Consider the following 21021-nt stretch of genomic DNA (forward strand, 5'->3'; position numbering starts at 1 on the left):
GGTAACGGCAGATAACTTGGTTTCTAAAGAGTATTTCGTCATAAAAAAACTGCACCTCCAATTGTTAGACTGTGTCTAACAATTGGGGTGCAATTCATTTATGCAGCGCTCTTTGTCTTTCTTAACATAGAAGGAATCGCAAAACAATCCTATTAATCTTTTTTACAGTTTGTGCTGCTAACTTGAAAGTACTTGAATCATTTTATCCCGCATTAACGGGCAGTAAGACCCCCACCTCAAGATTTAGAGAGAAGCGAGGAAGATAGGGGGGATAACTGCCCGTAAAAGCCCGATTGGTTCAACTAACCATCAGCGGGGGATGAAAAAACTCCCGCTGATGGAAGTTTCACTTTATTTACATCTCCATATTCGGCGCATGCACAACTTCTAATACATAACCGTTCGGATCATAAAAGTCGACTGTATAATATCCTTCTGAATACTCTTTCATTTCTATCGGCCCGCGAATGATTGTGGCATGGGCATTATGTAAAAAACATGCTACTTCATCAACTACAGAACGATTCATTGCCTGATAACAAATATGTCTTGGGCCTAACGTTCGTACAAGTTCTGCTCCAATCTCTTTAAAATAAATTTCTGTTTTTCCTGTACTAAAAGCTGTTTCATTTAGTTGTTTCCAGCCAACTTTCTATTTCGAATGTACGACAGTTACAATTTCTTTTGGCACATTCACAATATAATTCGGAGATTCAGCCTGTACCGTTTCTATTACATCATATCCCCAGCTTACCCAAATCACTTCTACACCAATTTTCTTACAAGATACAATGTCACGAAGCTCATCTCCAACATAAATCACATCAGAATTTTGTAGTTTATTTGCTTTTAAAAATTTCTTTATTACTTTATCTTTTCCAAAAATGTTATTAGAACAAAAAACATTATGAATATAATCAATTTCATTATGACGCAAAAATTCTCGAATATGCTCCTCAGCGTTCGAGGATACAATTACAATTTCATATCCGCTCTGTTTCAAAGTCTTCAACACATCACTTATCCCGTCGAACAAAGTAAGCTTTTGAACAGATGGTTGGTATAACTTATAAAACTCTAATGCTAACATAGGAATTTTATACAGCGGCACTTGAAGCAATTTACATCTCTCTGGAATTGATAATTTCCGTAACTCTTCAACATCCTCTTCTGTTACCTTTTTAAAACGATGCTTCTCTGCCATTTCATTGAAAATAGGGATAAAGATATCTTTAGAATCCACTAACGTACCATCAAAATCAAAAATAATATATTTATTCATTACGAATGCTCCTTGTTATCGTTACTTTTATATTCTTTAAACTTATGAATTCTCTTTCAAATTGATATTACCTTTTATTTACTTTCTCTTTATCTACCCAAAAAAAGAACAAGGTATATATCCTTGTTCTTTTTTCCTATGAAAGCCATTGCGGCGGTGTATTCGTATTCCAATAAATATCACCAAGCTCGTGATGTGCTATAAAATCATCATCATAACGATGATAATGAAAATTAAAATAATAACCATCTTGCGGCGGATGATCTCGTCTTACGTGAAACCGCAGTAAGTCATCCCCTGTTTTTGTATCATAAACATGAAAAATCTTTTCATGTTGCCCACCAGCTGGCTTTTGTGAAATTGCTAAAGACTGTAATGAATCTTTTGGTGTATCATTTGCAAGTTCTGCAATTGCTTCTTCTATTTTCGGCAATACAACACCTTTAAACTCATCTTCAATTACTGGCCCAATTTTCGATCCAAATTTCTCCATTGATTGCCGCTCTGCTTCATCCATCGCATAAGAGAGAAATGCTTCTGAGCTTATCTCATTTTGTTTTTCATCCAATGTATACGGCGTTCGCTCTAGATTTTGCTGTTTTGTAGGCTTGTCTGTTTTTGCATTATCAAGCAGTGCAGAAGGAGGTGTTACTAATCCAAATGTAAATACAGTAATTAACGCGACGAGTATCTTTTTCATCCAATTTGGCATTTTGTATCCCTCCCTTTCTTTGCTTCTGTTTTTATCCCGCATTAACGGGCAGTAGGCCCCCCACTGATGGAAGTTTCACTTTATAACTGTTTCTCCCATTATACAAAATGATGCCAATTTTTGCACTTTATAAATTTATTAACGTTAATATTATTTGTAATGATTTGAATATGGAATAGTAAGATTTCATACAATAAGTATTATTCTTTGATTTTACTAGGAGGTTTTCCTTTTGAATCTTGATCTTCTCTTTTCAGCAATAAGCATTTGTGTTCTCATCTATTTTATGTATGTGTCGATTACGGATTAAAAAAAGAGCTACACAGCTCTTTTTTGTTAATGATAAAATGACGCTAATTTAGCTCTTACAAACATTTATCCCCCACCTAGCTTCTTTGATTGCTCATAGTCTTGAGGAGGGAGTCTTACTGCCCTTTTGTGTGGAATAAATAAAATCCACACCGTTATTATTATCGCAACTCCTGCACAAATTCCAGCAACCATGACGTAAAATTGCGCTAGTGTAACAATTCCATACACAAATAAAGCTGGCAAAAATAAATATCCCTTCGCTCTCTGTGAAAGCCATAGTTTTTTCCCTTCTGAACAATATAACTGTAGGAGTAATTTTCCAGAGAAACCTTTCCATATATCACTTGAATAACGAAATATTGCAAATAACGCAAACAAAATAACGATTGCAGCAATCCACCATGGTGTAAGCCAAATCGAACTTGCACTAACAAGAATGATACGAATGTAAAAACCACCAGCATCACCCGAACGAAAATATTCCTTTAAAAAAGCTTCAATGATTCTAGAATCATTTCTATTTCCTATTAATATACGTTTAGAACGCGGAAATAACCACGGCTTCGCTGCGTTTATAGGTTTTTGTACTTGGCCTCCCAGTGTCATAATTTGCGTTGTCCATCTCATTTCTTCTCCTTTTTCTTTTTCAATTTCTTTAAAGAAGAAGCGATGGTAGTGCATTTTTTCCTTTACTAAGAAAAAACTTATGATAAAGAGAAGCAAAAAGAAAAAAAACGTATAAAAAGACTGTTGTAGTATGTATCTACACGTTATACCTATATATACAATCCCTACAAAAAAGAGAATATTTTTTATGATTATCACTTGCCACTGCTTATGAAATCGAACATCAATATAACGTTGCAGCAGGGCAAGTGTGAAACGAAAACAAATCAAAAATACAAAACAGAAAAAAGCTTGTACGCCAGTTCCCTTTAAACTTTTCAAAAAGATTGGTAGAAACAGTATGGTTATAAGTGCACTTGTGAAACAAATACGGAAAAAAGAATAGATCATACCATATTTCATCATTTGTTTTATATGATTTGGAAATTGAATTAAAAACAAACTATCTGCTTGTTCTAAAAATGAGCGTACACTTCTTGAAATTGTCGCTACATAAAACACAAGAAATCCGGCAGACCAATATAATACATCTTCAGATGTCGGTCCATTCTTCCAAAGTGAAGCATAATATATCCAACTAAATACAAGTGCTGGAACAATTAAGTATAATGCAACAGTCCAATCGACAACAGAGCGTACTGCTTTCCACTTTCGTTTTACCTCATAAAACAACCTTTTATAAAATAGTTTTCTAATCATGTTGTTCCCGCCTTACAATCACATCAAAACAATCTAACAATGTGCCTTCTGGCATGTTAGCAAGCGTTTGAATACTATGTAAATCTCCATTTGCAAATAAAGTTCCTTCTGAAATTAATAAGAAACGCTCACATATTCTTTCAGCTGTATCTAGCACATGTGTGCACAATAAAATGCCAGCACCACGTTCCTTTTCTTTATACAAAAAATTGAGAAAATCACGAGTTGCTGTCGGATCCAAACCAATAAACGGCTCATCAATAATATAAAAGTCTGGCTCTGTTAAAAAAGCTAAAATAAGCATCGACTTTTGTTTCATTCCTTTTGAAAACTTCGATAGATACTCATGTTTATGCTTGTCCATACGAAACGTACGTAACAACTCTTCTGCCTGTACTTCCCAGCTTCCTGATTCAACATCCCTGGCAGCCATCAATAATTCAATATGTTCCCATAATGTTAAGTAATCATAATACGTCGGATGTTCAGGTACATATGCATACGGATTCTTTTTATCTCCAAACGAAATTTCCCCTTCCATATGCGCTAATAATCCAAGAATCGATTTTATTGTTGTACTCTTTCCTGCTCCGTTTGCACCAATTAAAGCAACAAGCTCACCTTGTTCAATTGAAAAAGCAATATTATGTATCGTTTGCTCTCCAGCTTCATATCCAGCCGATTTTATGTTAACTTGCAGCATATGTACCCCTCCCTCTACAGAAAATTACAATAAATTCCTATGAAAATAATAACATATTTTTCAATAAAAATACTTTTTAAGCTTAAACGTAGCAAAGATGCAATTCATATGCAGGAAAACAATACTGATAGTAGAATATTTTATATTCTGAGTTCAGAATGATTTTTTTATTATTCAATGAATATCATTTCTTAAAACATATCTAGCAAACGACGAGAAAGGACATATACTATGACAAATAAACGAGGCATCGAAGCTATTTTCATCGACCGTGACGGTACAATCGGCGGTGATACGACGATTCATTACCCTGGGGAATTTCAGTTATTTTCATTTACTAAGGTAGCTCTAGATAAGCTAAAAGAACAAAATATACAACTATTTTCTTTTACAAACCAACCTGGTATTGCCGATGGTAAAGCAAAAAAAGAAGACTTTATTGAGGAATTAGAAGCATTCGGTTTTGACGACATATATCTTTGTCCGCACCGGCACAGTGATGGCTGTGCATGTCGTAAACCTGAAACAGGAATGCTTCTTCAAGCAGCGAAAAAACATCATCTCGATTTAACAAAATGTGTTGTAATCGGTGATCGCTGGAGTGATATCGTTGCAGGTATAAAAGTCGGCGCAACAACAATTTTAGTACAAACAGGTGCTGGATACGATGCTCTGCATACATATCGTCATAAATGGGCGAACATGGAAGCCAATTATATTGCAGAAAATTTAGAGGACGCTGTTTCTTGGCTCTTTACACAGCCTATATCAAAATAAAAACAGCAATGCCATTTAAAACGGCATTGCTGTTTAAATACTCTATTCGCCCTTGCATACCTCAACGATGAAAATACTAAAACTATTTCTCTATGAAAAGCTTGTCCCTACATATTCATATGTTATGAGACTGAATCGTCCTATGCTTGGTTATATATCACTAGTTATATATGGATTTTTACAAATTTAATTCATAATGAAAATAACGACTATCTCTTATATAACCGTTCTCTACATATAAACGCTGCGCTGTTACATTATCGACTTCAGTTTGGAGTTTTAACCCTTTTGCACCTGTCTCCAAACCAAATTGCTTTGCCGCTTTTAGCAGTTCTTTCCCTATTCCAGTTCCTCTCACATCTTTTTGCACAAATAAATCATTTAAAATCCACAACTCTTTCATAGAAATGGAAGAAAAAGAAGGATATAGCTGCGTAAACCCAACGTACTTCCCATCTTCTACTGCTACAAAAATAATTGATTCTTTTCGCTCTAAACGTTCACGTAAAAATTGTTCTGCTTCTTCTATATTAGAATCTTGTCTATAAAACATACGATACTCATTAAATAATGGTGCTACTCCTTGTAAGTCTTCCATAGATGCTTGATATATTTTCACTTCTCTTCGCTTCCTTTCCAATAGTTCTTCATTAAATCCGTTGCCCAGTTCGGTTGTTTAATTTCTTCCCTTGGCAAAAACTCTTTCATAACTGGCTTCATATCTAAAATAGGGGTACCATCAATCGCATCTAACCCTTGCACAACTAATTTCTTTCCTTCTCTACGTACTACTTTTACAATCGTAGCACCTAATTTATTCGGACGATTTTTCCCTCGCTGTGCAAAAATACCAACCTTCGGATACTTCTCATTATTTCGAGGATGTCTTGCCGTGTACTGAATGTTGTCATCTGTTACTCTATCAAAATAAAAAATAACTTCGATATGTGAAAATTGTTCAATCCCTTGTAAACTTTCTTCTGTATATGAATCCGTCAATTCAATAACAGACTCAATTTCTCCCCACAAATCATCTTCCACAGCAATTCGTTCATTATGTACAAAAGCGATCGGTTGTAACGAAAACATCGTATCCCCCCTTTTTGTAACCACTTACATTATAATATATTTTCTGAATACTTTCCACGAATAACACAACTGTTTACATAATAATATTATGCAAAAAAAGAAGAGAAAGCACTTAGCTCTCTCTTCTTTCTAAATATTATATAAGACCTGTTAAGCTATACGTTCCAATTACAACAAATACCGCTACAGTTTTAATAATTGTAAGTGCAAAAATATCACGATACGATTGTTTATGCGTTAACCCCGTTACTGCAAGTAATGTAATAACAGCTCCATTATGCGGTAATGTATCCATCCCTCCTGATGCCATCGCAATAATGCGATGCATAACTTCTAATGGGATATCAAATTGCTCTGCAGCTGCAATATATTTATCAGACATTGCACTTAATGCAATTCCCATTCCGCCAGAAGCCGATCCTGTTATACCCGCAAGCACATTTGTCGTAACCGCTCCATTAACAAGCGGATTCGTAAAAGTTGTTGAAATACTATCACGAATTACCCCAAATCCTGGGAGCGCTGCAATCACGCCACCAAATCCATACTCTGCACCTGTATTCATTGCCGCTAGTAATGCTCCGCCAATACTTGCATTTAACCCAGTTTGAAAATCTACAAATACACGCTTCCAATTTAAAAGAATTGTTGTTACAATGCCAATTACAAGTGCTAATTCTACTGACCACACCCCAAGTACCCCAGATAGTTCTACTTTCCCAAAACTTTTTAAACCAATGGATGCAAAATCAAAACCATTTGGATACCATCTTGGAATAGCAATTGTAAAAACTTTATTCATCACACCTACTAAAATAAGGGGAACGAATGCAAGCACTTGACGAAGTGGTGTAATATCAACCGTTTGGATTGACGGTTTTACATTTTGTTCCACTTCGATGGATGCTGCCATTTCAGCATTTCCATCTTTAAATCCATAATATCCTTCTCCTTGCGCTTTTGCTTTACGACGGCGCCTTTCCAAATACGCCATGCCGACTATGAAAACAAAAATAGCTCCTGTAATTCCTAATAATGGTCCGGCATAAATATCTGTCTTAAAAAAGGTTGTCGGAATAACATTTTGAATTTGCGGTGTTCCTGGAAGTGCATCCATTGTAAAGGTAAGAACCCCAAGCGCAATTGTACCAGGAATCAAACGTTTAGGAATATTTGCCTCACGAAACAAATTATCTGCAAACGGAAATATAGCAAATGCCACAACAAATACACTAACACCACTATATGTTAAAATAGCTCCCATTAATACAATTGCAAGTATCGTTCGTTTCACACCAACAATTTGGATAATTGTCTTTGCGATAGATTCTGCGATTCCTGACATTTCAACTACTTTTCCGAAAATCGCTCCTAGTAAAAATACAGGGAAGTATAATTTAATAAAGCCAACCATTTTCTCCATAAAAATATTTGAGAAAAAAGGTAATACGTAAGTCGGCTCTGTTAACAAAACAGCAAACAGAGCACAAATCGGAGCAAATAAAATGACAGAAAATCCGCGATATGCTACAAACATTAGCATACTAAGTGCTAATAAAATAATTACTAATTCCATACGTTCCTCCTTTGTAATTTCCAAGGAAATTTTTATAGAATTTTCAGTTTATTTAACATAAATTGATTTTATTCTTACACAATTTCTTCGTGATCTACAAAGTTATAATCGTAGCAAATTCGATATAATTCAATCACTTCTTCATACGAAGGAATACGAGGATTGTTACTTGGACTCCCACTTGCAAGCGCATCCTTCGCCATCTTTGCTATAGCTATTTCAAATTCATCCTTATGTATTCCATACTCTCTCATATTTGGAATACATAAATCTGTACAAAGATGCTTCATTTCATTAACAGTAAGATTTGCAAAATCTTCATTTGATAACGCTTTCAAATCTGGTCTAATCTTACGCCCAATATCCGAAAGGCGTTTCACTGTATAATCTTTCGTAAACTCTAATACTGCTGGAAGGAGCATCGCATTTGATAGACCATGAGGAACATGAAACATTGCCCCGATAGGACGGGACATTCCATGAACTAATGTTACAGATGCATTTGTAAAAGCAATTCCTGCTTCCATTGAAGCAAGCATCATTTGCTCTCGAGCCTCTATATTTTGGCCATCTTCATAAGCGATACGGAGATATTTCATAATCTTTTCAATTGCTGAAAGTGCAAATATATCAGTAAGAGGTTGTGAGAATCGTGACATATATGCCTCTATCGCATGACATAACGCATCTATTCCTGTTGCAGCTGTTACATGAGGTGGGGTAGATATCGTTAATAATGGGTCCACAATAGCTACTTGAGGTATAAAACTCGGGTGCTTAATCATCATTTTTACATCTGTGCTTGTATTTGTAATAACAGTCGCACTTGTAACTTCAGATCCTGTACCGGCAGTCGTTGGAATAACAATGAGAGCTAGAGGGACCTTTGTTATCGGATATTGATTACCAACGTATTCTCCAATGTTCCCTCCGTTTGTTGCGATAACAGCAACGGCCTTTGCAACATCAATACAACTTCCTCCGCCAAGTCCTATAACAAGATCGCATTCATTCTTTTTACAAGCAGCTAACGCTTTTACTACGTGCTCATCTGTCGGCTCAGTATTCACATCAACAAAAGTCACAACTTCTATTTTTTGTGATGCTAACATTTTCTTACACCTTTCTACATAACCAAGATCATTCATAATAGAATCGCTTATTATTAATGCTTTCTTACCATACTGAATCGCTCTTTCTTCTAGTTTTTCTAATGCATTTGTTCCATATAAGACTGTCTCAGGCACTCGAAATTCTGAAACTCCTTGCAAATATACCCCCTCCTTCTTTTTTCATCCCTATACTAGCTATGTTAGAAAAAACAGTTTACATAACAAACTACCTTTACAATTCCACTTCGCAACTAAAATCCCTCTTTTAAATCCCAAATATAGTCATTTTTTTACAACATTTCTATACAAAAAAAGACAAGGTGACGACCTTGTCTTTCCAAACAAATCTAATTAATCCATTACTGTTCTAACACATAATGAAACCTCTTTATATGTTCTACATCTTCAATAATATGAGTAGCTCCCGCTGCCACTAATTCTTCTTTACTACCATATCCATACATTACTCCGATAGAATGAATCCCAACTTGCTGTGCTCCAATTATATCGTGCTCTCGATCACCTACCATAACCACATGTTCTTTCTCTAAATCATGATATGTATGTAAAATATGCTGAATGATGTCCGTTTTTGCAATACGCGTTCCATCTAAATTACTACCGACAATCTCTTCAAAATAATGCGCAAGTTGAAAGTGTTCTAAAATTTGTTTTGCAAATATAGTTGGCTTAGACGTTGCCACAAATAAACGCTTCCTTGCATTCTTTAAATCTTGTAATACACTGGGAATATGTCCGTATACATGATTCTCAAACATTCCCTTAGCTTGAAAATATTCACGATAATACGTTACTGCTTCTGCTACTTGTTTTTCATCCATGCTATATATATTCGCAAACGAATGTTGAATTGGCGGACCGATAAAAGATAGTAATTTTTTATCATCTTGCTCATCTATCCCCATTTTTCTTAACGCATATGTGACCGAGTTTACAATACCTTCTTTTGGATCTGTTAATGTGCCATCTAAGTCGAATAAAAAAGTTGTATACATATATTCCCCTCCGCTCGGTTATTATAATATGTTTCCATCCCCATCCTAGCCACAATCTTCACTATTTTACAAAACAATTATTCAAACGTAAATATTCTGTCAATAAATAACCCACAAGACGCCATCTAACAAAAAAAGCAAGATGTACAAAATCTTTCTCATCATGTATGATTAGATTTATTTTCCAATTTGTAATAGATGGTGAATACATATGACAACAAAATTAATTTTCATAGTAGTTTTTACAATTATCATTCATGCAGTAGAAACAAGTTCTTATAGTATCCGCCTTGCAGGCATTCGCTTAAAAAAGATTGCTGTTTCCTTATCTGTAGTTGGAATTGTGTTACTTGTTGCGAGAACATCTAACTTACTGCAAGCCTTTTTGTTTGGCGGTATCGTCGATCAAGCAAAGCAAGACGCTTCTATCAATTTAGAAGGAACTATTCGTCTTATTTTACTAGCCGCTTCCATCGGTACATTACTAGCCATCTTTTTGTATCCGACTCTTACAAAACTATTTGGCTATGTGATTCAAAACTTTGAAACAGACGGTTCTTTCATTCGCATGATGAAAACAAATAACATTCAAAAACTAAAATACACAAAAAAATATGTCCGTTTTCCAAAATTGGAAATGATTCATCGGATGCGAGTTGGCGGTATTCCAAAGCGAATTATGCTCATTAATATGTTTGCTACTGCTATTTATACAGCAGGTGTTCTTTCTGCTTTATACGCCTCTTTTTTAAATCCAGCTTACGCAACGAATGCAAGTACGGCTTCTGGTCTCGTTAACGGATTTGCAACAATCTTATTAACTGTACTATTAGACCCACGAATCGCTCTATTAACCGAACGAGCTCTTCAAAAAGAGAACGGAGCAGAAACAATGGGGAAAATGTATGGATGGTTGATGATTTCCAGATTTTTAGGAACACTACTTGCGCAGCTATTACTTGTACCAGGGGCTCATTGGATATTGTGGATTATTTCGATTACGAATTGAAAATAGAGTCTCATAATAAATCCCCGGTATAAAAACCGGGGATTATTTCACTTTATATTACGGTACTAACCGGGTACAATCTCTTGGAAATGCGCTTGCTTCACGAACATTCGATAAGTTTAAAAATTTATATACAAGCCGTTCTAATCCAATCGCAAATCCACCATGCGGCGGACATCCATAGCGGAATGTATCGATATAGGATTGAAAGTTTTCTACATTTAATCCCTTTTCTTCAAAAGAACGAACTAACATATTATAGTTATGAATGCGCTGCGCACCTGATGTAATTTCTAATCCTTTATACAGTAAATCAAAGGAGTCTGTGACAGAAGGATTCTCTTGATTTGGCATCGTATACATCGGACGAGTTTCTTTCGGATAATGAGTGATAAAGACAAAATCGCTATGGTATGTTTCTTTTACATACTTCCCGAGCAGTTTTTCTCCTTCTGAATCTAAATCGCCTATTGGTGATTCTTTTCGATACTCTTTTTGTAAAATGTTTTGCGCTTCTGTAACCGTTAATTTTGGAAAGTCTGTAATAACTGGCATTTCAATTTGAAGCAACTGCAACTCCTTAGCACAACATTGCTGCACTTTTTCAAACATATACCGAAGTACATCCGTTTCAAGCTTCATTACTTCATAAAAGTCTTCAATAAACGCAAGTTCGACGTCTAAGGAAATGTATTCGTTTAAATGACGAGATGAATTATGATGTTCAGCACGGTACACAGGTGCCACTTCAAAAACACGTTCTAATCCACCCGCCACCATCATTTGCTTATAAAACTGCGGTGATTGTGCTAAGTATGCATCTTTTTCAAAATATTGAAACTGAAATACGTTTGCTCCGCCTTCCGCCCCTTGTGAGACAATTTTCGGTGTGAAAATTCTCGTAAAATCATTTTGAAGTAAATATTCGCTAAAAGCATGGGCAAGCATTGATTGAATTGTAAAAATCGCTTGCACTCGTTCATGTCGAAGTGACAACGTTCGAGAGTTTAACATTTGGTCTAAACCAACTTGCAGTTTCTTTTTATTCACTTCAAATGGAATTGGCTCTGTACTGTTTAGAAGCTGTACATCCTCAACTAATAATTCTACTCCAAGTTCCGTTTTATCTGTCTCAATTACTTTTCCTGTAACTTGCACAACACTTTCTACTTCTATCTTATATCCAGCCCATTCTTTTTCAAGTACACATTGCATGACGCCTGTTCGGTCACGGAGTAATAAAAAGCTTATATTTCCGAGATGGCGAATTTTCTTCACCCATCCTTTTAACACAACTGTTTCATGCGATGTACATTCGCTAATAAGCGACCGCTTCGTTTGTTGACTCATACATTCCGCCTCCTACTATTAATTGTATGTTTGTATGTTTATTATTATCGTTGTCATCATCATCCACGGCCGCTCACCTCCTTTCAAAGAATACAAAAATCCGCCCCTATATAAGGGACGGATTTAACCGCGGTACCACCCAAATTGTCACATTGACCACTTTTCGCCTGATAACGGTAGGTGCCGTTTACTTTTACTAGTTATTCACGTTCAAAATAACGCTCACAGGTGTCTTTCCATCACGCTGCATCACAATCTTCTCAGCTACCGATTGCTCTCTGTAGATCAGGTCACGATGTACTTTTCCTGCTCATCGCTTTTTATATTTACGGAATATTCTATCCTTTCGAATGACGAATTGCAAGTTGTTTTTCTTTATTTTTTTAAAAGTAATTAGAAGAACTATCTCTCTTACTCCTTCTACTCATCCGATATCATCTTTTAATTTATAAACTTTCCCCACATATATCAAATATACTGCTTCACATAGTTTTTAATACTTATTAACTCTGGATCGTCCTCCATTACTTCTGCAAAATAGCCGCTTTCATCTTCTTGCAGTACACGCTCTAATTCAGCAATTGCTTCTTCATTTCGATTCAATACAACTAAATAGCATGCTTTATTATATCTTGCATTCAAATGGGACTCGTCAATCGATAATACATCATTCATGAGCTGTAACGCTTTTTCCGTATCACCGTTTAAATGATAGGAAACACTGAGCCCAGTATATAGTTCATCCTCTTCTGGGTGATGCTCTAATCCTTTCTCCAATACAGCAATCGCTTCACGGTAACGCTCTTGCTTATTGTAAAGAGCACCTAAATACATAAAACTACCACTGATTATCGGAACATCCTCTGTTAAAGTACGGAGAATATGTTCTCCTTCTTCTTCCTTGTGTAAATCAAGTAATATCGTGCCCTGTAGCATTCGAATCGGTGCGTCCATCGGCCTTTCTTCCAGAATGCGCTCCGTTTCACGCAATGCTTCTTGCAGCCATGCCTTATTTTCATCTGCATGTTCTAAAAGTAACATAACAAGTTGATGTGCAATTTCATAATTCCAATGATTTCCCAATGACTTACGCAATATTTTTAGTGCATCATTAATGAGATCAGCATTTACATAAAATTTGGAAAACCGCTGTACTGCTGCCTTGTTTTTCTGATCTAGGCGGATTGCAGTTTCATAAAGATCAATAATAGAAGTGATAGAAAGTACATCTTGCGCACGCTTTCGAAAGCGGCGATACATTTTTGTAAAAAATGCTCCTGTTTGTTCCTCCTGCTCCATCTGTTCAATAAATTTTTGTTCAAGTGCAGAAGCTGCATACATAAACGCATAGCTTTTTTCTTCATTTGATATTTTCAAATCAGCTAAACTATCACTTATACTTTTTCTTTGCGTTCGCAATCCATCTACATACGTTGCATACACTTCTTCATTGTGAACATTTTGCATAATAAGATTTTCAATAACATGTAAGCCTTCTTTTTCGTGTGCGGCAAGTAATATTTTCGCATAATGATGTAATATCTCTTCATGGTCATTTTCCTGTGCAAGCGCCTGTTCTACATAAACACGTTCTTTCTGCCCATCACCAGATGCACCGTACACATATGCAAGACTATTCAAACGCCATGATTCAGAAACAATACCTTTCTTTTTGTTTAAAGCCGCAATCAGCTCCTCATGACGCTCAACTTTTACTGATATATTTGCTAAATGTTCCATATTTACTAATAGAGGTGCATATTTACAGCCTTCAAACATATGATACTGCTCTTTTACTATATCTTCCTCAACAAAGTAAATTTCAGCTAATTTCAAATGAGCAATAGCGAATGTAGAATCTCGTTGTACACATTTCAAATAAGTCTTCTTTGCTTCTTCCCATTCTTCCAATGCTTTATATGCTTCTCCCAGCCTAAAATGAGGGAATGTATCTTCAGTCATCTGCGCAGCTCGCTCATACAGCTGAATGGCTTTTATATAACTTCCAGCCGACTCCTGTAATATGCCTAAATAGCATATATAATCTATATTACTACTATCTTTTTCAACTAAAGTATTTAAAAACGAAATCCCTCTTTGTAAAAATGGTGTATCCTCCAGCTGCGTTACATATATTTCTAGTGCATCTCGGAAATTATTTTGTATACAAACGATTCCTTCTTCCGTTATCGTTAAAGCTGATTCTATTTCCCTTTGCTCTATATTTTGATCCATAGCCGCATTCCATAATATTTTCCCGGCATTAATAAGGAAGTCACTATCTTCAGCAAACTGTTCTTTCAAGCTAAAAATATATTGTTTTCCAGCTTCATAGCTCCCTTGTTTCATGTAGACTTCACTTATCCCCAGATGACAAGGCACATCTTGCTTGTCATATTGAAGCCCTGTTTCATACATTTTCTGTGCTTTTTCATATTGCTCTCGTTCTAAGTACAAATCTCCTAATTTTGCATATAATACAGCTGACTGAACATCATTTTGCATTCCTTCAAGTAAAACCTCTTCTGCTTTTCTTTCATCGTCTAGTTCTGCTTCATAAATATCAGCTAACATGATATATGGCAATGGGAGCTGCTGATCTAATTCCTTACCGATACGAAGTCCACGGATTGCTGATCTTAACTTTCCTAATTTATAAGCACACCTAGCACGTTCGTACCATACATATCCGTCGCGTTTATATTGTTTTAGCAGCGTATTAAACACATCATATGCTTCTTCGTCCCGGTCTGCATCCATTAAAATAAGGGCATGATTAATGAAAACAAAACGATCTTCGTGGCGACTCACTGCAATGAACGAGTACTTTAAAGCCTTTTCTACATCATCTAAATACATATGGCCAATTCCCATATAACTCCAAGCTACCGGCTGGTCAGGATCTAGTTGGAGCGACGCACGAAAACTTGCAATCATATCGTGAGAACGAGATTCATCCATCGCAATGCGCCCTTGAATGAAGTGATAGAATGGATTATCGATTTTATGCTTTACCTGTTCTAATACTGTATATGCTTGTTCCAATTCTTCAATACGCACAAAGCATTGCGCGGCATGAAGTTTCACATAATCCGATTCCTGATAAGCATGTAAAGCACGTTCGATACAGCTATATACAAACTCCTTTCCATCCTGTAAATCTAAATGCTTAATCGTATATAACCATGTGTACGGATTTTCTTTATGCTCATGTAAAAATTTTAACAAAGCTTCTACATCGTCATGTTCAGCAAATTCCATTTGATCTGTTAACGAAAAAATACGACGGAAATACAAATCATCATCTTCACATAAAGAAGAAAGGAGATCATTTTTCTCTTTTGGAACAATCGCGATGGATAAATAATTTGTATTTAAATACTGCTTCGCAAATTCTTCATATGTGACAAGAATGCGCTCTGCAAAATTTGGATCTTGAATATACAAAACTTGCAGCTGATCGTTATAACCGACTAACAATTGTACATGTGAAACATGATCTATATCGACACTAAGCAAAATCGGAACATTAGCATCGATAAATTTTTTATACATGTCCACTGTACCTACAAAGAAACGATTTTCATAACCAATCGATTCTACATATTCAACTGTTTTTGACAACTTCGACCCTATTCCATCAAAAATATGCTTAGCAATTTCATCTTGCGTTTCGTGCTTTCCAAAAAGCTTCAATATCATTTCTATACTTGTAGGCACACAATAATTATCTTTCTGCACGACAGGTGTAATCGGTAGCATCACTTCTTTTTTCTCATCAAATCGTAGTGTGTTATGATAAGGTGAATCTTTTAAACTATTCTCACTTTCTAACAATATTTGCAGAGCAACCCGATCACCTTTCGTATAATAGATTTCTGCCCATATTTGTGAAAAATACGATTGATAACTATGAAATGGCAACAACTTTTGAACTTCATGTAAAACTCGGCTCAACTCTTCATATGCTTTTTTATCATATAATCTTTTCACCTTTTCTAAATACAAGAACGGAACTTGTGGAAATTTCCTCATCGCTTCCGTAATGATTTGTAATGATTTTTCATGTTCTCCTTTCATGGAATGCAACTCGGCAAATAAATATGTTGATGTATCTGCACATTCCTCACAATTCATTCCTTTTCGTAACACTTCTTCTGCTTTCAGCCAATCGCCTTTAAATAAATAAAAGTAGCCCCACTTATCAAAAATAGGAATCTCACTTAACTCTTCTGCTTTCTTCATATATGTATATGCTTCTTCATAACGGCGCATTTCAAGTATGCAGCGTGCCAATACAAAATATGCTTTTGCAAGATGCTCTTTTTCAACAGTGGTACCTTCTTTTTGTAATGCCTCTTTTAATAAATCCTCTGCATCTAATGATTTTCGTTCATCAATTAAATCATCACAAAACCAAGTAAGCGTACGAAAGCTATTAGAATGACGATGTGCATATCGCACAACAAATCTACTATAAGACGGCATCAAGCCTTCATCAAACAATTGAATAAGTGTATAAAAATCTTCTTCTGAAGAAATTGTACCTAACCACTCTTTCAAGTATGAAAGGGATTTTTTCGATCTTATTTCCTCAACTTCTTTTTGAATTTCCGATATACCATTTAAAAATTCCTTCTTTTTTACATATACCTGTAATTTCTCAAAATCTGGCATCTTTTCACTCCATTCTTTCTTCACGATTTTACATATAACCTAAATATAGTACAATGTTTTTCTCATGATTGTTTTAAAGGAAAAAACAGAGCATACACTCTGTTTTTTCTTATTTTATCCCGCATTAATGGACATTAAGACCCCCACTGATTGTTAGTTTCGCTTTATATTTCGTTCGCTCTCAGATTAATCAATACCTTCTTATTTCCTACTTGAACTTGTTCTGCATTTTGTAATGATTCATTAAATAGTAGTTGTTTCATGAGTAAATTTTCTTGTAGTATTGCTTTATACTTCGTTATTACATACTGTAATTCTTCGTCACCATTAACTTCAATGTCTACCCGCAAATTTACCGGTAAGTTCAATTGTTTTCGATATTCCTGTACAGCGCGAATAAATTCTCGCGCCATTCCCTCCTGCAGCAATTCATCCGTTACATTCGTGTTCATCATGACAGTATATAATCCGTTCGTAGCATCAGCAAATCCTGCTTTCGGCACTTTTTCGACAAACACATCATCTAATGTTACTGTGACAACTTCTCCAGACAACAATTGACATGCTCCCTTTTCATCCTTTATAAACACTTTTACTTCTTCACTAGATAAATTTTGCAGCCAATTATTTACCGTATTCATTTTCTTTCCGAATTTCGGTCCTGCTTGTTTAAAGTTTAGTTTTAACCGATATGACATATAACCCGCTTCGCTATGTTCGACTGTAACTTCTTTCACATTAAGTTCATCCATTACAATCTCTTTATAGGAATCCCAATCCATTTCTTGCTTCGTATGCTCAAATACAACGAGTTTTGCTAATGGCTGTTTTACTTTTAATGTATGTTCATTGCGGATGCTACGTCCGAGCTCAACTACTTGTAAAACAGCTGCCATCTCTTTTTCAAGCTGTGTATGAATTAACGCTTCATCAAATACTGGATAATCTGTTAAATGAACGCTGCTTCCTTCCAAATTCAAATGAATATCTTCTGCTAAAAATGGTGTAAACGGTGCAAGCAGCTTACTGGTTATAACAAGTACTTCGTGAAGCGTATCGTATGCTGCTGCTTTTTCAGCATTCATACCAGATGCCCAAAAACGACTGCGGGAACGTCTTACATACCAATTGCTTACTTCTTCAACTAATAATGCTATTTCACGAGCTGCTGTTGTAAATTGATAATCTTCTAAAGCCACGCTCACTTTTTGAATTGTACTATGCAATCTTGATAATACCCATTCATCCAATTTCGTTTTCTTTGTACTATATTCCTGTTTTGGATTGTATCCATCTAAATCCGCGTACAATACATAAAAACTATATACATTTAACAACGTATCTACTAGCTTCGACTTTGCTTCTTGTACAGTTCGTTCTGAAAATCGCTTCGGATTCCACGGGGCACTATCTACAAGAAGTGCCCACCGCAACGCATCCGCTCCAAATTTCTCTACTAAATCTATTGGGTCTAACGCATTCCCTTTACTTTTTGACATCTTTTGTCCGTTTTCATCTAACACATGACCAAGTGATAATACACGCTTATATGGTGCTCTACCGGTGTACAGTGTAGACACCGCAAGTAAACTATAAAACCACCCGCGCGTCTGATCAATTCCTTCCGCAATAACATCTGCTGGAAATTGTTCTTCAAATAACTCTTTATTTTCAAATGGATAATGATACTGTGCAAATGGCATCGAACCGCTATCAAACCAAACGTCAATAACTTCCGGCGTCCGCTTCATCGTTTCGCCGCATTTCGAACATTTTACTTTTACTTCATCCACATATGGCTTATGCAGTTCAATTTTTTCATCTACAGCGTCAGTTGCACAACGTCTTAGCTCATCAATGCTTTTCGGTGCAAATTGATGATGACAAGCTTCGCATTCCCACACATTAAGCGGTGTACCCCAATATCGTTTTCGGCTGATATTCCAATCAACCATGTTTTCTAAAAAGTTACCGAACCGTCCATGTTGAATGTGCTCTGGGTGCCATGTTACTTCATTATTATTTTGTAAAAACTGCTCTTTTAAAGCAGTTGTTCGAATGAACCAACTTTCATTTGCGTAATACAATAGCGGTGAATCACAGCGCCAACAATGTGGATAACTATGCTCATATTTCTCTTTATGATAAAGAAGACCATGTTCAGCTAAATAGCGAACAATATCAACATCACTCTCTTTTACAAATTTCCCTTGTAAAAAAGGAACATCAGATGTGTATTCTCCTTTCTCATTCACAACATTCACAAATGATAAACCGTGTTCTTGGACAACTTTATAATCATCTCCCCCGTAAGCAGGCGCGATATGCACAATCCCTGTACCGCTATGTGCAGTTACAAAATCAGCACTTACAACATAATGACCATTTGTAACTTCTGTAAACTGAAATGGTGGTACATAAGAAAGTCCTATTAACTCACTTCCCTTGTGAACAGATAACATTTTATACTCTTGCTGCAGTACATTTTTCGCTAACTCTTTTGCAACAATATAAATATTTTCTCCCTGCTGCGCTCGAACATATTCCATCTCTGGATGAACAGCTAATGCTACATTAGCCGGAAGCGTCCACGGAGTTGTTGTCCATCCAAGAACATACTCGTTTTCCCGATCTGCAAGCTGAAATTTAACTATTGCACTTAAATCCTTTACTGTTTTATATCCTTGCGCGACTTCATGAGAACTTAATGATGTTTGACAACTTGGACAATAAGGAGAAACGCGGTGTCCTTTATATAGCAATCCTTTTTCATGAATTGTTCCAAGAATATGCCAAACGCTTTCGATATAAGAATTATCTAGCGTGATATACGGTGCATCCATGTCAACCCAGTAGCCGATACTCTCTGTAAATTCACGCCACTGCTTTTCATACGTAAATACACTTTCTTTACATTTTGCAAGAAAGGCTTCGACACCGTACTTTTCAATATCATGTTTACCAGAAATACCAAGCTGTTTTTCAACTCCTAATTCCACCGGTAATCCATGTGTATCCCAACCAGCCTTACGCAGCACTTTATATCCCGTCATCGTTTTATACCTTGCGACCAAGTCCTTAATTGTCCGTCCTAGTGCATGACCGACATGCGGAAGACCATTCGCAGTTGGCGGTCCTTCATAAAAAACAAAAGATTGTGCACCTTCACGATTTCGAATCGATTGCATAAAGGTATCCTGTTCATTCCATTGCTTACGAATTCGCGCTTCTCTCCTTACAGCTAACTCTTTCACATCTACCTTCTTCATCTACAATCACTCCTTTTGAAATAATTAAAAGTACACAAAAAACCCGTCCCTATCATTAGGGACGGGTTTACCCGCGCTACCACCCTACTTCTATTGATTAATCGTTCATCAATAGCACTCAGCAACGTACAATCATACGCGTTCCTTGTAACGGTAGACAACCGTTCGAACTTACTATGTTCAGTTCGAATCCTCAGAGATGATTTTCAAACATACACCGAACACCGGCTTTCAGCAAAGCACCGGCTCTCTGGGGAACAGTGATATATTTTACTTGTTCTCGTCATCAGATTTGTATACTTTTATTAACATTTTATTCCAACGCACTATCACTTGTCAATGAATTCAGAAAAAACTTCTCGAATTATATTTATACACTTAATGTTTGTCTTTACCGCACTTTTTTATTCTAAATGTATATCTAAGAATGCTTCATGAATATCAGAAGCTAGCGTGGTTAAGCTATTGAAAGGATCACAGATGTTTTATTATATGGGAAACTATTGAGTAACTTATATCTAAAGTATTAAGTTTAAAAATGAAGAGGTGGTATTTTTATGTCAGATTTTTTTGAACCAATCGATTATGAAACAGGTACAGCAATTCAAACTTTTAACATCATCGAAACAAATGTTACTCCTGATGGATATGAAGTTCTATTGGATATTGATTTAGACAGCGGTTACGAATTAGAAAACGTAAAGATGAAAATTACCTTTGAAGAATTAGCAGGATACGAAACAACTGATATTCATGAAGGAGTAAAATATGCTTTAGGATTTTTTCATGAATAATCACGTCAACATAAAAA

The 21021-nt window shown here is 35.9% G+C and carries 15 protein-coding genes, 1 pseudogene and 2 other annotated features; of the genes and pseudogenes, 3 read left to right on the forward strand and 13 right to left on the reverse strand.

The genetic code is table 11. From position 1 onward, the window contains the following. Window positions 1-355: 355 nt before the first annotated feature. The 5 genes and pseudogenes from LRP84_RS19845 to LRP84_RS19865 form a co-directional block, all read right to left on the reverse strand. Window positions 356-649: pseudogene (locus LRP84_RS19845) on the reverse strand (VOC family protein); the annotation flags it as partial. A 3-nt stretch (window positions 650-652) separates the two neighbouring features. Further along, entirely contained in the window at window positions 653-1282 is a 630-nt protein-coding gene (locus LRP84_RS19850) for an HAD-IB family phosphatase (protein WP_230576660.1), read from the reverse strand. Between the two features lie 136 nt (window positions 1283-1418). Continuing rightward, on the reverse strand, window positions 1419-1994 hold the full coding sequence (locus tag LRP84_RS19855) for a YpjP family protein (RefSeq protein ID WP_230576661.1): 576 nt from the start codon (window positions 1992-1994) through the stop codon (window positions 1419-1421). A gap of 375 nt (window positions 1995-2369) precedes the next feature. Continuing rightward, window positions 2370-3632: an ABC transporter permease gene (locus LRP84_RS19860; RefSeq protein ID WP_230576662.1), complete on the reverse strand. Its 1263-nt coding sequence runs from the start codon at window positions 3630-3632 to the stop codon at window positions 2370-2372. Beyond that, the gene (locus tag LRP84_RS19865; RefSeq protein WP_230576663.1) at window positions 3625-4335 is read right to left on the reverse strand and encodes an ABC transporter ATP-binding protein; all 711 of its coding nucleotides are present in this window, start codon (window positions 4333-4335) and stop codon (window positions 3625-3627) included. Before LRP84_RS19865 ends, LRP84_RS19860 begins: the two co-directional genes overlap by 8 nt. A 231-nt stretch (window positions 4336-4566) precedes the next feature. On the opposite strand from LRP84_RS19865, the gene LRP84_RS19870 reads away from it, so the two are divergent. Continuing rightward, on the forward strand, window positions 4567-5112 hold the full coding sequence (locus LRP84_RS19870; RefSeq protein ID WP_230576664.1) for an HAD-IIIA family hydrolase: 546 nt from the start codon (window positions 4567-4569) through the stop codon (window positions 5110-5112). A gap of 178 nt (window positions 5113-5290) precedes the next feature. Here LRP84_RS19870 and LRP84_RS19875 read toward each other — a convergent pair whose 3' ends face one another. From LRP84_RS19875 to LRP84_RS19895, 5 genes are all read right to left on the reverse strand, one after another. Further along, window positions 5291-5731 carry a GNAT family N-acetyltransferase gene (locus LRP84_RS19875; RefSeq protein ID WP_230576665.1) on the reverse strand — a complete coding sequence of 147 codons (441 nt, stop codon included), beginning with the start codon at window positions 5729-5731 and terminating at the stop codon, window positions 5291-5293. Then, the gene (tsaA, locus tag LRP84_RS19880; RefSeq protein WP_230576666.1) at window positions 5728-6201 is read right to left on the reverse strand and encodes a tRNA (N6-threonylcarbamoyladenosine(37)-N6)-methyltransferase TrmO; all 474 of its coding nucleotides are present in this window, start codon (window positions 6199-6201) and stop codon (window positions 5728-5730) included. Before tsaA ends, LRP84_RS19875 begins: the two co-directional genes overlap by 4 nt. Before the next feature lie 136 nt (window positions 6202-6337). After that, window positions 6338-7777, reverse strand: a complete 1440-nt coding sequence (locus LRP84_RS19885) for a GntP family permease (RefSeq protein WP_230576667.1) — start codon at window positions 7775-7777, stop codon at window positions 6338-6340. 74 nt (window positions 7778-7851) lie between these two features. Beyond that, window positions 7852-9048: an iron-containing alcohol dehydrogenase gene (locus LRP84_RS19890; protein WP_230576668.1), complete on the reverse strand. Its 1197-nt coding sequence runs from the start codon at window positions 9046-9048 to the stop codon at window positions 7852-7854. Window positions 9049-9248: 200 nt separating this feature from the next. Beyond that, window positions 9249-9905 carry an HAD family hydrolase gene (locus LRP84_RS19895; protein ID WP_230576669.1) on the reverse strand — a complete coding sequence of 219 codons (657 nt, stop codon included), beginning with the start codon at window positions 9903-9905 and terminating at the stop codon, window positions 9249-9251. A gap of 211 nt (window positions 9906-10116) precedes the next feature. Here LRP84_RS19895 and LRP84_RS19900 point away from each other — a divergent pair, with 211 nt between their 5' ends. Next, a complete protein-coding gene (locus LRP84_RS19900; RefSeq protein ID WP_230576670.1) occupies window positions 10117-10914 on the forward strand; it encodes a lipid II flippase family protein in 798 nt (265 codons plus the stop codon). A gap of 57 nt (window positions 10915-10971) precedes the next feature. Here LRP84_RS19900 and aspS read toward each other — a convergent pair whose 3' ends face one another. From aspS to ileS, 3 genes are all read right to left on the reverse strand, one after another. Then, complete coding sequence (aspS, locus tag LRP84_RS19905; RefSeq protein WP_230576671.1) at window positions 10972-12264, reverse strand: aspartate--tRNA(Asn) ligase; 1293 nt, start codon at window positions 12262-12264, stop codon at window positions 10972-10974. Window positions 12265-12374: 110 nt separating this feature from the next. After that, window positions 12375-12587 (reverse strand) — a binding site (T-box leader). Between the two features lie 145 nt (window positions 12588-12732). Then, the gene (locus LRP84_RS19910) at window positions 12733-16941 is read right to left on the reverse strand and encodes a tetratricopeptide repeat protein (protein ID WP_230576672.1); all 4209 of its coding nucleotides are present in this window, start codon (window positions 16939-16941) and stop codon (window positions 12733-12735) included. Window positions 16942-17105: 164 nt separating this feature from the next. Further along, complete coding sequence (gene ileS / locus LRP84_RS19915) at window positions 17106-20210, reverse strand: isoleucine--tRNA ligase (RefSeq protein WP_230576673.1); 3105 nt, start codon at window positions 20208-20210, stop codon at window positions 17106-17108. A gap of 54 nt (window positions 20211-20264) precedes the next feature. Then, window positions 20265-20506, reverse strand: a binding site (T-box leader). A gap of 261 nt (window positions 20507-20767) precedes the next feature. Between ileS and LRP84_RS19920 the strand changes: the two genes are divergently transcribed. Continuing rightward, window positions 20768-21004 carry a hypothetical protein gene (locus tag LRP84_RS19920; protein ID WP_230576674.1) on the forward strand — a complete coding sequence of 79 codons (237 nt, stop codon included), beginning with the start codon at window positions 20768-20770 and terminating at the stop codon, window positions 21002-21004. Window positions 21005-21021 lie beyond the last annotated feature (17 nt).

Source organism: Bacillus rhizoplanae, from assembly GCF_917563915.1.
In the GTDB taxonomy this organism is placed as follows: Bacteria; Bacillota; Bacilli; order Bacillales; family Bacillaceae_G; genus Bacillus_A; species Bacillus_A rhizoplanae.

Excerpts from the sequence above, each read along its gene's own strand:
- LRP84_RS19850 (WP_230576660.1), bottom strand. The coding sequence starts at position 1,282 with ATGAATAAATATATTATTTTTGATTTTGATGGTACGTTAGTGGATTCT.
- LRP84_RS19855 (WP_230576661.1), bottom strand. The coding sequence starts at position 1,994 with ATGCCAAATTGGATGAAAAAGATACTCGTCGCGTTAATTACTGTATTT.
- LRP84_RS19860 (WP_230576662.1), bottom strand. The coding sequence starts at position 3,632 with ATGATTAGAAAACTATTTTATAAAAGGTTGTTTTATGAGGTAAAACGA.
- LRP84_RS19865 (WP_230576663.1), bottom strand. The coding sequence starts at position 4,335 with ATGCTGCAAGTTAACATAAAATCGGCTGGATATGAAGCTGGAGAGCAA.
- LRP84_RS19870 (WP_230576664.1), top strand. The coding sequence starts at position 4,567 with ATGACAAATAAACGAGGCATCGAAGCTATTTTCATCGACCGTGACGGT.
- tsaA (WP_230576666.1), bottom strand. The coding sequence starts at position 6,201 with ATGTTTTCGTTACAACCGATCGCTTTTGTACATAATGAACGAATTGCT.
- LRP84_RS19885 (WP_230576667.1), bottom strand. The coding sequence starts at position 7,777 with ATGGAATTAGTAATTATTTTATTAGCACTTAGTATGCTAATGTTTGTA.
- LRP84_RS19895 (WP_230576669.1), bottom strand. The coding sequence starts at position 9,905 with ATGTATACAACTTTTTTATTCGACTTAGATGGCACATTAACAGATCCA.
- LRP84_RS19900 (WP_230576670.1), top strand. The coding sequence starts at position 10,117 with ATGACAACAAAATTAATTTTCATAGTAGTTTTTACAATTATCATTCAT.
- aspS (WP_230576671.1), bottom strand. The coding sequence starts at position 12,264 with ATGAGTCAACAAACGAAGCGGTCGCTTATTAGCGAATGTACATCGCAT.
- LRP84_RS19910 (WP_230576672.1), bottom strand. The coding sequence starts at position 16,941 with ATGCCAGATTTTGAGAAATTACAGGTATATGTAAAAAAGAAGGAATTT.
- ileS (WP_230576673.1), bottom strand. The coding sequence starts at position 20,210 with ATGAAGAAGGTAGATGTGAAAGAGTTAGCTGTAAGGAGAGAAGCGCGA.
- LRP84_RS19920 (WP_230576674.1), top strand. The coding sequence starts at position 20,768 with ATGTCAGATTTTTTTGAACCAATCGATTATGAAACAGGTACAGCAATT.